This window comes from Candidatus Tisiphia endosymbiont of Mystacides longicornis (assembly GCF_964031095.1).
Lineage (GTDB): Bacteria > Pseudomonadota > Alphaproteobacteria > Rickettsiales > Rickettsiaceae > Tisiphia.
The window spans coordinates 1,072,110-1,085,615 of sequence record NZ_OZ035004.1 but is presented as its reverse complement, the minus strand read 5'-3'; the positions used below and the strand labels follow the sequence as shown (position 1 = coordinate 1,085,615).

The 13,506-nt window shown below is 34.4% G+C and carries 18 protein-coding genes and 1 pseudogene; 6 read left to right on the top strand and 13 right to left on the bottom strand.

Going from position 1 to position 13,506, the window contains the following annotated elements; all coding sequences use genetic code 11:
* Nucleotides 1–3: 3 nt before the first annotated feature.
* Both ACQH6S_RS05550 and tnpB (ACQH6S_RS05545) read left to right on the top strand, forming a co-directional pair.
* Complete coding sequence (locus ACQH6S_RS05550; protein WP_341758053.1) at nt 4–429, top strand: hypothetical protein; 426 nt, start codon at nt 4–6, stop codon at nt 427–429.
* Entirely contained in the window at nt 417–770 is a 354-nt protein-coding gene (gene tnpB / locus ACQH6S_RS05545) for an IS66 family insertion sequence element accessory protein TnpB (protein WP_341752109.1), read from the top strand. The genes ACQH6S_RS05550 and tnpB (ACQH6S_RS05545) overlap by 13 nt, the downstream gene beginning before the upstream one ends.
* Here the strand turns inward: tnpB (ACQH6S_RS05545) and ACQH6S_RS05540 are convergent.
* From ACQH6S_RS05540 to hslV, 8 genes and pseudogenes are all read right to left on the bottom strand, one after another.
* Nucleotides 767–1,876 carry an IS66 family transposase gene (locus tag ACQH6S_RS05540; protein ID WP_425364395.1) on the bottom strand — a complete coding sequence of 370 codons (1,110 nt, stop codon included), beginning with the start codon at nt 1,874–1,876 and terminating at the stop codon, nt 767–769. The two genes, tnpB (ACQH6S_RS05545) and ACQH6S_RS05540, sit on opposite strands and share 4 nt — an antisense overlap.
* Nucleotides 1,877–2,178: 302 nt before the next feature.
* Nucleotides 2,179–2,427: a hypothetical protein gene (locus tag ACQH6S_RS05535; RefSeq protein WP_341758049.1), complete on the bottom strand. Its 249-nt coding sequence runs from the start codon at nt 2,425–2,427 to the stop codon at nt 2,179–2,181.
* Nucleotides 2,428–2,601: 174 nt separating this feature from the next.
* Nucleotides 2,602–2,859, bottom strand: a pseudogene (locus tag ACQH6S_RS05530) (ATP-binding protein); the annotation flags it as partial.
* 30 nt (nt 2,860–2,889) lie between these two features.
* The gene (locus ACQH6S_RS05525) at nt 2,890–3,408 is read right to left on the bottom strand and encodes an IS630 family transposase (RefSeq protein ID WP_425364377.1); all 519 of its coding nucleotides are present in this window, start codon (nt 3,406–3,408) and stop codon (nt 2,890–2,892) included.
* A complete protein-coding gene (locus ACQH6S_RS05520) occupies nt 3,372–3,743 on the bottom strand; it encodes an IS630 transposase-related protein (RefSeq protein ID WP_425364376.1) in 372 nt (123 codons plus the stop codon). The genes ACQH6S_RS05525 and ACQH6S_RS05520 overlap by 37 nt, the downstream gene beginning before the upstream one ends.
* Nucleotides 3,744–3,751: 8 nt before the next feature.
* Complete coding sequence (locus ACQH6S_RS05515; RefSeq protein WP_425364405.1) at nt 3,752–4,897, bottom strand: YifB family Mg chelatase-like AAA ATPase; 1,146 nt, start codon at nt 4,895–4,897, stop codon at nt 3,752–3,754.
* Nucleotides 4,898–6,208, bottom strand: coding sequence for an ATP-dependent protease ATPase subunit HslU (gene hslU / locus ACQH6S_RS05510; protein WP_425364711.1), 1,311 nt, complete (start codon nt 6,206–6,208; stop codon nt 4,898–4,900).
* A gap of 107 nt (nt 6,209–6,315) precedes the next feature.
* Entirely contained in the window at nt 6,316–6,861 is a 546-nt protein-coding gene (gene hslV, locus ACQH6S_RS05505; RefSeq protein ID WP_094648690.1) for an ATP-dependent protease subunit HslV, read from the bottom strand.
* 104 nt (nt 6,862–6,965) lie between these two features.
* Here hslV and ACQH6S_RS05500 point away from each other — a divergent pair, with 104 nt between their 5' ends.
* The 3 genes from ACQH6S_RS05500 to ACQH6S_RS05490 all read left to right on the top strand — a co-directional run bounded on the left by ACQH6S_RS05500 (nt 6,966) and on the right by ACQH6S_RS05490 (nt 9,115).
* The gene (locus tag ACQH6S_RS05500) at nt 6,966–7,316 is read left to right on the top strand and encodes a DUF2628 domain-containing protein (RefSeq protein WP_425364404.1); all 351 of its coding nucleotides are present in this window, start codon (nt 6,966–6,968) and stop codon (nt 7,314–7,316) included.
* A gap of 138 nt (nt 7,317–7,454) precedes the next feature.
* A complete protein-coding gene (locus ACQH6S_RS05495) occupies nt 7,455–7,703 on the top strand; it encodes a hypothetical protein (RefSeq protein ID WP_341758049.1) in 249 nt (82 codons plus the stop codon).
* 302 nt (nt 7,704–8,005) lie between these two features.
* Nucleotides 8,006–9,115, top strand: a complete 1,110-nt coding sequence (locus ACQH6S_RS05490) for an IS66 family transposase (protein ID WP_425364395.1) — start codon at nt 8,006–8,008, stop codon at nt 9,113–9,115.
* Here ACQH6S_RS05490 and tnpB (ACQH6S_RS05485) read toward each other — a convergent pair.
* Entirely contained in the window at nt 9,112–9,465 is a 354-nt protein-coding gene (gene tnpB, locus ACQH6S_RS05485; protein WP_341752109.1) for an IS66 family insertion sequence element accessory protein TnpB, read from the bottom strand. The two genes, ACQH6S_RS05490 and tnpB (ACQH6S_RS05485), sit on opposite strands and share 4 nt — an antisense overlap.
* On the bottom strand, nt 9,453–9,878 hold the full coding sequence (locus ACQH6S_RS05480) for a hypothetical protein (RefSeq protein WP_341758053.1): 426 nt from the start codon (nt 9,876–9,878) through the stop codon (nt 9,453–9,455). The genes tnpB (ACQH6S_RS05485) and ACQH6S_RS05480 overlap by 13 nt, the downstream gene beginning before the upstream one ends.
* 145 nt (nt 9,879–10,023) lie before the next feature.
* Between ACQH6S_RS05480 and ACQH6S_RS05475 the strand changes: the two genes are divergently transcribed.
* Nucleotides 10,024–10,374, top strand: a complete 351-nt coding sequence (locus ACQH6S_RS05475) for an HIT domain-containing protein (protein WP_425360459.1) — start codon at nt 10,024–10,026, stop codon at nt 10,372–10,374.
* Between the two features lie 396 nt (nt 10,375–10,770).
* Here the strand turns inward: ACQH6S_RS05475 and ACQH6S_RS05470 are convergent, their stop codons facing one another.
* From ACQH6S_RS05470 to ACQH6S_RS05460, 3 genes are all read right to left on the bottom strand, one after another.
* Complete coding sequence (locus tag ACQH6S_RS05470) at nt 10,771–11,748, bottom strand: pyruvate dehydrogenase complex E1 component subunit beta (RefSeq protein ID WP_094648688.1); 978 nt, start codon at nt 11,746–11,748, stop codon at nt 10,771–10,773.
* Nucleotides 11,749–11,752: 4 nt separating this feature from the next.
* Nucleotides 11,753–12,739 carry a pyruvate dehydrogenase (acetyl-transferring) E1 component subunit alpha gene (gene pdhA / locus ACQH6S_RS05465; RefSeq protein WP_425360460.1) on the bottom strand — a complete coding sequence of 329 codons (987 nt, stop codon included), beginning with the start codon at nt 12,737–12,739 and terminating at the stop codon, nt 11,753–11,755.
* 170 nt (nt 12,740–12,909) lie between these two features.
* Nucleotides 12,910–13,506 carry a septal ring lytic transglycosylase RlpA family protein gene (locus tag ACQH6S_RS05460; RefSeq protein ID WP_425360461.1) on the bottom strand — a complete coding sequence of 199 codons (597 nt, stop codon included), beginning with the start codon at nt 13,504–13,506 and terminating at the stop codon, nt 12,910–12,912.

Sequence of the window (13,506 nt, the reverse complement as noted above, 5' to 3'; positions counted from 1 at the left end):
ACTATGCAAATACCATCGATTACTATTGAGCAAGTAGCTCAGCAATTTAAAGCTTGGCGTCAAACTAAAACTAATAAGTTTGATCCTATACCAAACCATCTAAAGGAATTAGTTCACCAATTACTCCATCATTATTCTTACCAAGAGATAGCTAAACATCTTAATATTAATAAAGCAACAATTAGTTCAACTAAAAAAGCCCATGAACCTACCATCAAAACTTCTTCTGTCTCAACTTCAAATCAATCCCTACAACAAAATATTAATTTTCTCCCATTTCAACTAGTAAATTCTATAGATACCGATCCTGTAGCTGCTCCCAAGCAAAATCACTATACTTGTCACATTATTAAACCAAATGGTACCAAGCTTATTATCCAAACACTAGAGCCAAAAACTATAATTCAGACATTTTTATGCTGCAACTAACCCCGGCGTCAGTTATTTTTGTTGCCACTATTGCCATCGATTTTCGCAAGGGTATCGATGGCTTAATCGCTGTTTGTAGACAAAAACTTTCTTCTGACCCTCTTAATGGTTCCTTGTTTTTATTCTATAATAAAAACAGAACTGCCATTAAAATTTTGTCCTTTGACGGTCAAGGCTTTTGGCTATGCTCTAAACGCCTATCCAAAGGTAAATTTACGGCAAAACTTTTCCCATCTGATAATTCATCTTACCAAATTTGTTATAGAACCTTACACATTCTTATTCATAATGGCGATCCTAGTTCTGCCAAATTCTCTAATGATTGGCTTCCTGTCGTTTAAGCTGCTGTCTCGATTAATTCCGTATTATTCATATATCTTGCATAGGCAAAAGGCGTATAATCCTCAGGATGCTTCTTTGCTTTGCTACTATGCTCTTGTAGCCAATTTAAATATTTAAAGGCATTGATCTCGTTCTCACTACAAGTCTTTACTATACTATACAGACCACTATGTATCTCAGCACTATTGATTGTTTTAAAGAATAATGAATTCTTCCTTTGTAAAATAATGGTACGCAGTGATCTCTCAGCCCAATTATTATCAAGATTGCTAACTGGGATTTTTAAAAATTGGGTCAAACCTTCTTTATTATTTATCCAATATTTCATAGCTTGTCCAAGCCTACTATTAGGCTCAACTTTCTTGTCGTTAAATAATTCGTCTATTTTGTTATATATGTTTTCTATATATTTACTGCTATGTTCCTGATGATACCCAAGTTTCTCTTCAGGACTCATCTCTTTACATTGATGTTCATTGTGGTAAATCCCACGTGTTTGTTTGAGAAAATATCCGCATTCTTCAGGGTAATATAGTTCATTTTCTGTAAATTTTCTCTGACCATGTGACAAACAATTGATCATCACTATTATTGCCAGTAATTCTTTATCTGCTTCTGATAATACCGGGTTATTATTGTTACTTGCGTCAGTCATTAATTGGATAGAATCTGTTCTATTCTTACGATTCTTTAGTACGTTACCTATATTTTCTCCACCATGCCTATTACCGGTAAAATATAAAACTATTACCTCATTATTTGCAGTCTTAGCACATATTGTAGTAGTATAACAGCTGCGTCCTTTCTTATTTTGAGTACGTAATTTTTTATTGGCTATAGTAATTTCTAAAATCCTAGCTCTAGTATCATCAAGGTTCAGTGAACTACATTCGGCAGCCATTTCCAATAATACCCCGTAAATTTCAGCTCCACCACCTTCTTGCCAAACATCTAAATATTGTTGCCAGAGCGAGCTGTATGCTATAGGAACCCCGCTTAAACTCTGTAGCCTAGATAAACGGTAGAAAGGAGTACCATAGGTCTTTTGTAACACTATTGCACTTCTGCTACTATTTGTCCATTTGTTGATATTTTTATTGTTCATAACTGTATAATCGCAAGCATTACAGCGTAACGTTTTCTTTACATATCTGTTGACTGTAATTGGAGCATTACCTGTAAATTGTAGCAATTTTCTAGCTTCACTATTATATAGTTTGCCATTATAGCAGTGAGGACAGCTATCACCACTACAAAAATTCTCAGGAGTTAAATAGCTGGTATTCGCATCCTTATAATCATCAAACCCATATTTACCTTGCCAATTACTACGATCTATCTTTTTGGGCTTATCGCACTCTCCTTCATTACCACCATTCCCGTTATCAGATTCACCTGGCGGTTCTTTTAATGAATCTGAACTATCTTTTTTTTGTGATCTGCCTTAAAACCAATCAGCATTTCCTTAAGCTTATTTATACTGATATTTGATGATGCTAGCTTGTCTATTAGCTCGTTACAAAATTTCACAAGCTCTACTATCGTTTGCTGTTCATCTCCCGTTAATGAACTTTCCTTGACATGCTGTATTAGTTCTTCTCGTTCTTCAGCACTTAAGGTCGCTACTTTTGGTTTTTTCATTTGATTAATTATCATTATTATTAATATTTCAAATATTATAATATGACTGCTACTTTTTCAACTAGTTTTTTTATTAATCTGTTTTTTATTAATCGGTGATATTTGCATAGTAGAAATCCAAATTTATACAATAAATTCATACTAGCAAAGAAATTAGATAGTGTTACGCAGTTTTGCTGCAAGTATACCTTCGTTAAGTAAATCTTTTCCATCATCAACTGGTAGTGCATATTCAATAAGCAGTTGCCCATCCAAACGGTTATTTGTTTTGATATTATATCCTTCATATCTAGTTTGTTGAATATTGCGAGCTATTTCGACCCTATTGGCTATTTGTTCAGACCCTTCTTCTGTATCATCTCCTATTAAATTATAATTATATGAATCGATAGAGCCTACATTTATATGTAGATCAAATCGATCCATGATTGGACCAGAAATACGCATCTGATAATCACTATAGTAAATCAAATTGAATTAGGTGACAAAGAATGCAGAAATAGCTTTAGATAATGTACCAATTTCCGCTATTTTGTTTCGAATCCATCGCTTCATATTAGCCCAAAATTTTTCTATTGGATTTAAGTCTGGAGAATATGGGGGTAAAAAAATAACTTCACAACCAACTGATTCTATTAGCTCTTTTGTCTTTTGAGATTTATGAAAACTAACGTTATCCATCACTACAACCTGTCCTGCTGTTAACTCTTTAATCAAAAATTTTTCAACCCAATTATTAAATAGTTCTGTATTACAAGTTTTATTAAAAACAAAAGGGGCTATTGGTTTGTTATTTACTAAACCAGCTATTATATTAGTCCTTTGATAATGCTTCCCACTCTTCTTGCCAATCAATAATTCTCCTATCTTACCCCAACCTCTATCTTGGCAAATTGTCATATCTATACCACTTTCATCAAGATATACTATTTTATCTTTATCATATTTACTGATCTTTTCTAAATAATCAGATCGTTTCTCTGCACTTGCTTCCAAATAGCTAAAGGTTTTTTTTTATAACTAAATCCTAACTTTTTTAATATATTAGCTACTTGAGAACCTGTAATTCCAAAATTCTTACCAATTTCTTGTAGCTTACTATTAGGGTTATTTGTTACGAAATATTCCAATGCTTTTTTATCAATCTTACTTTTAAATCCTAGTCTAGCTCTTGCCAGCACTGTTCCTTCTTTTCTTCTCCTTACGTTCCAACGGCTAATTGTATTTTTATGTATAGCAAATATTCTAGCAGCAGATTCTTGACTATTACCTTTTTCTATATAATTTATTACTTTTTCTCTTAAATCTTGACTATATGGACTTGTTGACATTTTTTCCTTTATTTATACCACATCTTATCACCTAATTCAATTTGATTTACTATACCACATTTTGGAGCCCTTGAACATGCTTTATGCGGATCGCTTAAATAACCGCATTTACAAGGATTCATTGCGGCTATTAGCTGAAAGTTAGCTGGATATTTAATATGCGAATTTGATCTAGCAATTAGTATTTCCCCAGTTTCAATTGGTTGCCTTAGAGATTCGATAACATTAGGTGGAAACTCTGGTAATTCGTCTAAAAATAATACCCCATTATGGGCTAATGAAATCTCACCTGGCTTTACTCTTTTACCCACACCACCACCGACCATTGCTGCTATCGAGCAGGAATGGTGAGGAGCACGAAAGGGTCTAACCCTTGATAGTTTGCCATTTGCTAACTTGCCAGCAACACTTGCTATAGTACTGCACTCTAATATTTCTTCGGGTCGCATTTTGGGTAATATCCCAGGTATACATTGTGCCAGCATCGATTTCCCAGTACCAGGTGGACCAAACATTAATAGATTATGGCTACCTGAAGCTGCTATTTCTAAAGCTCGCTTGGCTGTTTTCTGCCCTTTGATCTCTTTAAAGTCAGGGTAATTTATGATGCTAGTGTCAATTTCCAATTCTGGTGATGATAATATTTGCAGACCTTTAAAATGATTAACTAACTCTATTAAATTACTTGCTACCAAAATATTATTATTGCCAGACCAGGCAGCTTCCTGACCATTCTGTTTTGAACAAATTAGCCCTTTATTTCTAGCTGCAGTACCAATAGCAGCAGGCAAAGCTCCACTGACAGGTAATATAGAACCATCTAGAGATAATTCCCCTATTACTAGATATTCTTGCATTTCTCCAGCTGGTAAAATTTTCATACTGCTAAGTATAGCACAAGCAATAGCAAGGTCAAAATGACTACCCTCTTTAACCAAATCGGCTGGAGCTAAATTTATAAGTATTTTCTTGGCAGGTAGGGCAAGACCTATGGAAGACAGAGCTGCCCTAACCCTTTCTTTAGACTCACCAATGGTTTTATCCGCTAGCCCTACTATAGTAAAATTAGGTATACCTGGCGATATCTGTACTTGCACATCGACATCAATAATGTCTATACCACTAAAGGTTAAACTGCCAAGATGAACTATCATTTACAAAATAAATTTTACTAAATCCAGATTTTTGATAATTTTTGATAATTGCTGGTCGACAAAATGCTCCTCCATAACTACCTTTTTTTCTTTCATGTCACTTGCATTAAAACTTATATCCTCCAATAAATTTTCTAAAATAGTATGCAATCTTCTTGCTCCAATATCTTCAATTTCTAAGTTAACTTTTGCTGCATAAGTAGCAATCTTATCTATTGCCTTATCAGTAAATTGTAATTCTACCCCTTCGGTGCCAATTAAGGCTGAATATTGTTTTATTAAACTTGATTCTGGTTCAACCAAGATTTTCACCATATCTTCCTTAGTGAGTGAGTTTAACTCTACTCTAATAGGTAGCCTTCCTTGCAACTCGGGCAATAAATCAGATGGTTTTGATAAATGAAAAGCCCCTGATGCTATAAATAATATATGAGCAGTTTCTACAGGACCATACTTAGTATTAACTGTTGTACCCTCAATAATAGGTAATAAATCCCTCTGTACTCCTTCTCTACTAATCTCTGAGCTTTTTCCCTCAGGTCTTGAAGTGATTTTATCAATCTCATCCAAAAATACTATACCATCATTTTGTACTAGCACTAATGCATCTTGAGTAATTTTTTCTTGATCAATCAATTTATCTGACTCTTCAGCCAAGATAGTTAACATAGCATCTTTAACTAGCATTTTTTTGTTTTTTGTTTTACTAGTACCGATGACTTTGCTGATCATATCAGAAACATTTAACACACCCATAGCCGCTCCTGGCATACCAGGAATTTCAAAATTACTACCAAATATGCTACCTGAATCTGCTATATTGATCTCAATTTCATTATCATCGAGTTCACCTTTTTCAAGCTTAAGACGAAATTTCTCTCTAGTCTCAACTGATGCCGATTTGCCTACTAAAGCGTCCAATACTCTTTCTACAGTTTTTAAAGTTGCATTAGCAATAACTTCTTTTTTAGCATTAGCTTTTTGGGTATTAACAGCTATCTCCACTAAATCTCGTATTATTGACTCAACGTCTCGTCCAACATATCCTACTTCAGTAAATTTAGTGGCTTCTATTTTAAGAAAAGGTGAGCCGCTAAGCTTAGCAAGCCTTCTAGCGATTTCAGTCTTACCTACGCCAGTTGATCCAATCATTAAAATATTTTTTGGAACGATTTCTTGACGAAGTGGCTCGGCTACATTTCTACGCCTACAGCGATTGCGTAAAGCGATCGCCACAGCTTTTTTGGCCTTATATTGTCCAACAATGAATCTATCAAGCTCAGCTACGATTTTAGAAGGAGTTAATCCCATAGATTTAGCAGGAATTTCCACTGATTTAGGTGGAGTTCTTACAGGTTTAACCGAAGTTTTAACAGATTTAGCAGGAGTTCCCGCGGATTTTTTCTTAATACTAGTACTCATATAACTTTTTCTAAAATAATGTTATGATTAGAGAAAACACAAATGTCAGCTGCAATATGCATTGATTTTAAAGCAATCTCTTCTGCAGTTAGGTTATTATCAAAAGACATTAATCCCCTAGCACTTGCCAGGGCATATAATCCACCAGAACCAATGGCAGCAGCATCCCCGTCAGGTTCAACTACATCACCATTACCAGTTAGAATTAATATATTTTTTTTATCTGCAACAATCATCATTGCTTCAAGTTTACGTAAATATTTATCGCTACGCCACTCTTTTGCCAATTCTACTGCACTTCTCAGTAACTGGTATGAATGTTTTTCTAGCTTTAATTCTAGTTTTTCAAATAAAGTTAAAGCATCGGCAGTAGAGCCAGCAAAGCCTGCAATAATACTATTATTGAACATAGTTCTTAATTTTTTGGCTGTCGATTTTAAAATTGTATTACCAAGGGAAACCTGACCATCAGCGGTAATCACGACTTCTCCGCCTTTTCTTAAGCACAGTATAGTAGTCCCGTGTAATGAGTTGTCTGACATAAATAATCTTCTAAATATTGATGTTTAGCTATTGATGTTTAGTTGTTTGTTTATTATTATGATGTTTAAGTAATCATTCAGTATCATAATTACAAGACTCTCCTATGAATATTTATTCAATATATGTTAATCCTCAAAAAAAAGATAATGATTTTATTATTATCAAACAGGGTTTTTCGTTATTTGCTGCATTTTTTAATATATTTTGGGCATTATATCACAGAATGTGGTTAGCACTAATAATTACTTTAATAATAAGTGTAGCTATATCAAGCTTAGGTTTTACTTATCTTACCTTTGCCAGTCGAATAGCTATTATGTTAATATTTGGTTTTTTTGCTGCTGACATGAGAGAATATGATTTGAAACAAAAAAAATACCGACTAACAGAAATAATATTAGCAAAATCTGAGATAGAAGGTATACTTGCAGCAAAACTGCGTAACACTATCTAATTTCTTTGCTAGTATGAATTTATTGTATAAATTTGGATTTCTACTATGCAAATATCACCGATTAATAAAAAACAGATTAATAAAAAAACTAGTTGAAAAAGTAGCAGTCATATTATAATATTTGAAATATTAATAATAATGATAATTAATCAAATGAAAAAACCAAAAGTAGCGACCTTAAGTGCTGAAGAACGAGAAGAACTAATACAGCATGTCAAGGAAAGTTCATTAACGGGAGATGAACAGCAAACGATAGTAGAGCTTGTGAAATTTTGTAACGAGCTAATAGACAAGCTAGCATCATCAAATATCAGTATAAATAAGCTTAAGGAAATGCTGATTGGTTTTAAGGCAGATCACAAAAAAAAGATAGTTCAGATTCATTAAAAGAACCGCCAGGTGAATCTGATAACGGGAATGGTGGTAATGAAGGAGAGTGCGATAAGCCCAAAAAGATAGATCGTAGTAATTGGCAAGGTAAATATGGGTTTGATGATTATAAGGATGCGAATACCAGCTATTTAACTCCTGAGAATTTTTGTAGTGGTGATAGCTGTCCTCACTGCTATAATGGCAAACTATATAATAGTGAAGCTAGAAAATTGCTACAATTTACAGGTAATGCTCCAATTACAGTCAACAGATATGTAAAGAAAACGTTACGCTGTAATGCTTGCGATTATACAGTTATGAACAATAAAAATATCAACAAATGGACAAATAGTAGCAGAAGTGCAATAGTGTTACAAAAGACCTATGGTACTCCTTTCTACCGTTTATCTAGGCTACAGAGTTTAAGCGGGGTTCCTATAGCATACAGCTCGCTCTGGCAACAATATTTAGATGTTTGGCAAGAAGGTGGTGGAGCTGAAATTTACGGGGTATTATTGGAAATGGCTGCCGAATGTAGTTCACTGAACCTTGATGATACTAGAGCTAGGATTTTAGAAATTACTATAGCCAATAAAAAATTACGTACTCAAAATAAGAAAGGACGCAGCTGTTATACTACTACAATATGTGCTAAGACTGCAAATAATGAGGTAATAGTTTTATATTTTACCGGTAATAGGCATGGTGGAGAAAATATAGGTAACGTACTAAAGAATCGTAAGAATAGAACAGATTCTATCCAATTAATGACTGACGCAAGTAACAATAATAACCCGGTATTATCAGAAGCAGATAAAGAATTACTGGCAATAATAGTGATGATCAATTGTTTGTCACATGGTCAGAGAAAATTTACAGAAAATGAACTATATTACCCTGAAGAATGCGGATATTTTCTCAAACAAACACGTGGGATTTACCACAATGAACATCAATGTAAAGAGATGAGTCCTGAAGAGAAACTTGGGTATCATCAGGAACATAGCAGTAAATATATAGAAAACATATATAACAAAATAGACGAATTATTTAACGACAAGAAAGTTGAGCCTAATAGTAGGCTTGGACAAGCTATGAAATATTGGATAAATAATAAAGAAGGTTTGACCCAATTTTTAAAAATCCCAGTTAGCAATCTTGATAATAATTGGGCTGAGAGATCACTGCGTACCATTATTTTACAAAGGAAGAATTCATTATTCTTTAAAACAATCAATAGTGCTGAGATACATAGTGGTCTGTATAGTATAGTAAAGACTTGTAGTGAGAACGAGATCAATGCCTTTAAATATTTAAATTGGCTACAAGAGCATAGTAGCAAAGCAAAGAAGCATCCTGAGGATTATACGCCTTTTGCCTATGCAAGATATATGAATAATACGGAATTAATCGAGACAGCAGCTTAAACGACAGGAAGCCAATCATTAGAGAATTTGGCAGAACTAGGATCGCCATTATGAATAAGAATGTGTAAGGTTCTATAACAAATTTGGTAAGATGAATTATCAGATGGGAAAAGTTTTGCCGTAAATTTACCTTTGGATAGGCGTTTAGAGCATAGCCAAAAGCCTTGACCGTCAAAGGACAAAATTTTAATGGCAGTTCTGTTTTTATTATAGAATAAAAACAAGGAACCATTAAGAGGGTCAGAAGAAAGTTTTTGTCTACAAACAGCGATTAAGCCATCGATACCCTTGCGAAAATCGATGGCAATAGTGGCAACAAAAATAACTGACGCCGGGGTTAGTTGCAGCATAAAAATGTCTGAATTATAGTTTTTGGCTCTAGTGTTTGGATAATAAGCTTGGTACCATTTGGTTTAATAATGTGACAAGTATAGTGATTTTGCTTGGGAGCAGCTACAGGATCGGTATCTATAGAATTTACTAGTTGAAATGGGAGAAAATTAATATTTTGTTGTAGGGATTGATTTGAAGTTGAGACAGAAGAAGTTTTGATGGTAGGTTCATGGGCTTTTTTAGTTGAACTAATTGTTGCTTTATTAATATTAAGATGTTTAGCTATCTCTTGGTAAGAATAATGATGGAGTAATTGGTGAACTAATTCCTTTAGATGGTTTGGTATAGGATCAAACTTATTAGTTTTAGTTTGACGCCAAGCTTTAAATTGCTGAGCTACTTGCTCAATAGTAATCGATGGTATTTGCATAGTATGAAACCCAAATGTATAAAAAATTCATACTAACAAAAAAATTAGATAAAGTTATGCAGTTTTGCTGCAAGTATACGATAGAAGCTGAATTAAAATTTTTAAAACACTTAATGTAGGTAATAAGAATTAGAGTATAATGAATATGTATGACAAAAATAATGTTTTTGCAAAAATTATTGGCAAGTATCTGCCAGCAGAAATAATATATGAAGATGAGAATCTAATAGCGTTTAAAGATATAAATCCTGTAGCTCCGGTACATGTAATAGTTATACCGAAAAAAGAGTATATTGACTATAGCGACTTTATCCTCAAAGCTTCTGGTGATGAAATTAAAGATTATTTTACCAAACTATCTTATATTGCATCTCTAGTAGGTTTAGAGCAAGATGGCTACCGTTTAATTACCAATAAAGGTGTGATATCCGGACAAAGTGTGTTTCATTTTCACTTCCATATTATTGGTGGAAAAACTATTTCTAAGTTGATATAGCTTAAAACTCGATAATCAAGTTTTTTGCAGAGCTTATAAATAGTAGAAGTAAATTGTCATTCCCGCTTCGGTGCGGAATCTATAATATCTCATGGCATTTTTAGATCCCTGCCTTCGTAAGGATGACAACCATTATTCTATATTTTATTCAAATCTACAAAAAAACTTGATTATCGAGTAAAAGCTATATCTATAGCCGAGTAAGCACCCATCATGCTGTCTATTAGAAGAAGGCATAAGCCGACGAAGCAATCCAGGAAAATAATTAAAAATAAGATTGCTTCGACCATTACATGGTCTCGCAATGACGTATATACAACCCAAACGTCATTGCGAGGGGGCGGAAGCCAACGAAGCAATCCAGAAAAGCAACAAATGGTGCTATAATTACTCCTCTTAACTATAACACACTTTCTTCACAGCACTAATAACATCTTCGATAGTTGGTAAGGCTAATTTCTCTAAATTAACAGCATATGGTAGAGGAACATCCTTACCCGAGATAATTTCTATGGGAGCATCTAGATAATCAAATGCCTGACTCATCACCATGCTAGCTATAGTTGCCCCAACCCCGGCAAAAAACCAACCTTCTTCTATAATAACCAATCGGTTAGTCTTTTTGACTGATTGTAATATAGTTTCTATATCCAAAGGCTTGATCGTTCTAAGGTCAATCACCTCACAGTTAATGCCATTATCCTGCAAACTATTTGCCGCATCTAAAGCCAACTTAACTTGCAAGGAAAATGTTACTATGGTAGCATCATCACCTTCAATAAGTTTCTTAGCTTGCCCAAAAGGAATAGGCTCGATTATTTCTGGAACTTCAAAACTATGCCCATAGAGAATTTCATTCTCTAGAAAAATCACTGGACCATCATCACGAATAGCCGTCATTAACAACCCTTTGTGATCTTCTGCACTATAGGGAGCTACTACTTTTAACCCCGGAATATGACTATAACAAGCTGTATAATTTTGACTATGTTGTGCAGCAACTCGACTTGCTGCTCCATTTGGTCCACGAAATACTATTGGACATTTAATAATTCCACCAGACATATAATGAGTCTTAGCTGCAGAATTAACTATTTGATCCATTGCTTGCATAGCAAAATTAAATGTCATAAATTCAACAATTGGACGCAACCCCGAAAAAGCTGCACCAATAGCCACCCCAGCAAAGCCATGTTCTGTTATTGGTGTATCAATTACTCTTTTTGCCCCGAATTGCTCTAACAATCCTTGGGTTACCTTATATGCTCCTTGATACTCGGCAACTTCCTCTCCCATAATAAAGATGCTATCATCCTTCAACATTTCTTCCTGCATTGCCTGACGCAAAGCTTCCCGTACTGTTATTTGTAACATCTTCCTACTCATTCACAACATAAATATTAGTATATAGTTCTTTCTCATCCGGTAAGGCTGAGCTTTCTGAAAACTCAACTGCTTCTGCAATAATATCTTTGACCTCTTTGTCAATTTCTTTCAACTGCTGCTCACTAGCATATTTGTTATCCAGGATTATATCCTTCACTCGCGATAAGGGGTCTTGTTCTTTATAGATATCAACTTCTTCCTTACTACGATATTTAGCTGGATCAGACATTGAGTGTCCTCGATAACGATAACAATCCATTTCTAATATTATTGGTCCGCCACCATTTCTTGTAAACTCTGCAGCTTGCCGAGCATAATCATAAACCAATTCTAATGACATAGCATTTACTTTAAAGCCGGTAATACCACACGACTCCCCTTTTTTGTAAAGGTCAGTCATAAAGGTCGAACGGGCTACTGAGGTACCCATTGAATATTGATTATTTTCAATAATATAAATTATCGGTAAATGCCATAATGCCGCTATATTAAAAGCTTCATATACTTGCCCCTGATTAACTGCCCCATCTCCTAAAAAGGTAAAACACACATTATCAGTATTTCGATATTTTTCAGCAAAAGCCAGACCAGTACCTATCGGCACCTGGGCTCCTACAATGCCATGTCCACCGTAAAATTTGTTTTGTACGTCAAACATATGCATTGAACCACCCTTGCCTTTCGAGCAACCAGTTTCCTTACCCATTAGCTCTGCTAACACATATTTTGCTTCAGTCCCGGCTGAAATAATATGAGCATGATCCCTATAACTGGTAATAGTATTATCACCAGCCTGTTTTACTAAATCTATACCAGTAATTATCGCTTCTTGTCCAATATATAAGTGACAAAACCCACCTATTAGACCCATACCGTATAATTGTCCACATTTTTCTTCAAATCTTCTAAGCAACAATATCTTTTTATAAGATTCGAGATATTGAGTACTATTTAGTTTATATTTCCCAGGAACAATCATCTATGACTCCTCTATATTCTCAACTATTTACAAACTTTATGCCATCCCCTAAAAAACGTTATCCTAACTTTTTTGTCATTCCCACGTAGGCGGGAACCTTAGACCCCTGCTTTCGCAGGGGTAACACTAAGTCAAGTAGGAATGACATCCTACACAGGAATGACAGTAAATCAAGGATTAACTGTCAATTTATGTTTTAGATTTACTAATTTTATATGACAATTAACGCTACATTTAGGATTGGCTACTTTTCTTTGGGCGATACAATTTTCCTTAGGTCTTAAAGCAATATTATGCAAAAATTCTTTAGTATCTTTAGGCATATATTGCACTCTAACCTTTGTTATACCACGTCTTTTAAATCCTAAAATCTCAGCAGATTTTTCTGAAACATCTATAATACGGTTCTTTTTAAAAGGTCCACGATCATTAACCATCACAATCAGGGACTTATTATTACTTAAGTTAGTAACTTTGACCAAACTAGGCATCGGTAAACTACGATGAGCTGCACTTAGCATATGTTTATTATAGATATCACCATTGGCTGTTTTTTTCCCATGAGTATTATCCTTGAAACCATACCAAGATGCCATACCTATTTGATCACAATTAACATCTTCCTTAGGCTGATAAGTTTTACCTTTGATAGTATATTTTTTGCCTATCTTATAATGTCCCTTGTAATGAGTATTTTTAGGATCTTCCTGAGATAATTTTTTATATACGCTAGTCTTTGATGAAGTAGAACAAGAACTAAGCCCCAT

Excerpts from the sequence above, each read along its gene's own strand:
- ACQH6S_RS05550 (WP_341758053.1), top strand. The coding sequence starts at position 4 with ATGCAAATACCATCGATTACTATTGAGCAAGTAGCTCAGCAATTTAAA.
- tnpB (WP_341752109.1), top strand. The coding sequence starts at position 417 with ATGCTGCAACTAACCCCGGCGTCAGTTATTTTTGTTGCCACTATTGCC.
- ACQH6S_RS05540 (WP_425364395.1), bottom strand. The coding sequence starts at position 1,876 with ATGAACAATAAAAATATCAACAAATGGACAAATAGTAGCAGAAGTGCA.
- ACQH6S_RS05535 (WP_341758049.1), bottom strand. The coding sequence starts at position 2,427 with ATGATAATTAATCAAATGAAAAAACCAAAAGTAGCGACCTTAAGTGCT.
- ACQH6S_RS05520 (WP_425364376.1), bottom strand. The coding sequence starts at position 3,743 with ATGTCAACAAGTCCATATAGTCAAGATTTAAGAGAAAAAGTAATAAAT.
- ACQH6S_RS05515 (WP_425364405.1), bottom strand. The coding sequence starts at position 4,897 with ATGATAGTTCATCTTGGCAGTTTAACCTTTAGTGGTATAGACATTATT.
- hslU (WP_425364711.1), bottom strand. The coding sequence starts at position 6,208 with ATGGGATTAACTCCTTCTAAAATCGTAGCTGAGCTTGATAGATTCATT.
- hslV (WP_094648690.1), bottom strand. The coding sequence starts at position 6,861 with ATGTCAGACAACTCATTACACGGGACTACTATACTGTGCTTAAGAAAA.
- ACQH6S_RS05500 (WP_425364404.1), top strand. The coding sequence starts at position 6,966 with ATGAATATTTATTCAATATATGTTAATCCTCAAAAAAAAGATAATGAT.
- ACQH6S_RS05495 (WP_341758049.1), top strand. The coding sequence starts at position 7,455 with ATGATAATTAATCAAATGAAAAAACCAAAAGTAGCGACCTTAAGTGCT.
- ACQH6S_RS05490 (WP_425364395.1), top strand. The coding sequence starts at position 8,006 with ATGAACAATAAAAATATCAACAAATGGACAAATAGTAGCAGAAGTGCA.
- tnpB (WP_341752109.1), bottom strand. The coding sequence starts at position 9,465 with ATGCTGCAACTAACCCCGGCGTCAGTTATTTTTGTTGCCACTATTGCC.
- ACQH6S_RS05480 (WP_341758053.1), bottom strand. The coding sequence starts at position 9,878 with ATGCAAATACCATCGATTACTATTGAGCAAGTAGCTCAGCAATTTAAA.
- ACQH6S_RS05475 (WP_425360459.1), top strand. The coding sequence starts at position 10,024 with ATGTATGACAAAAATAATGTTTTTGCAAAAATTATTGGCAAGTATCTG.
- ACQH6S_RS05470 (WP_094648688.1), bottom strand. The coding sequence starts at position 11,748 with ATGTTACAAATAACAGTACGGGAAGCTTTGCGTCAGGCAATGCAGGAA.
- pdhA (WP_425360460.1), bottom strand. The coding sequence starts at position 12,739 with ATGATTGTTCCTGGGAAATATAAACTAAATAGTACTCAATATCTCGAA.
- ACQH6S_RS05460 (WP_425360461.1), bottom strand. The coding sequence starts at position 13,506 with ATGGGGCTTAGTTCTTGTTCTACTTCATCAAAGACTAGCGTATATAAA.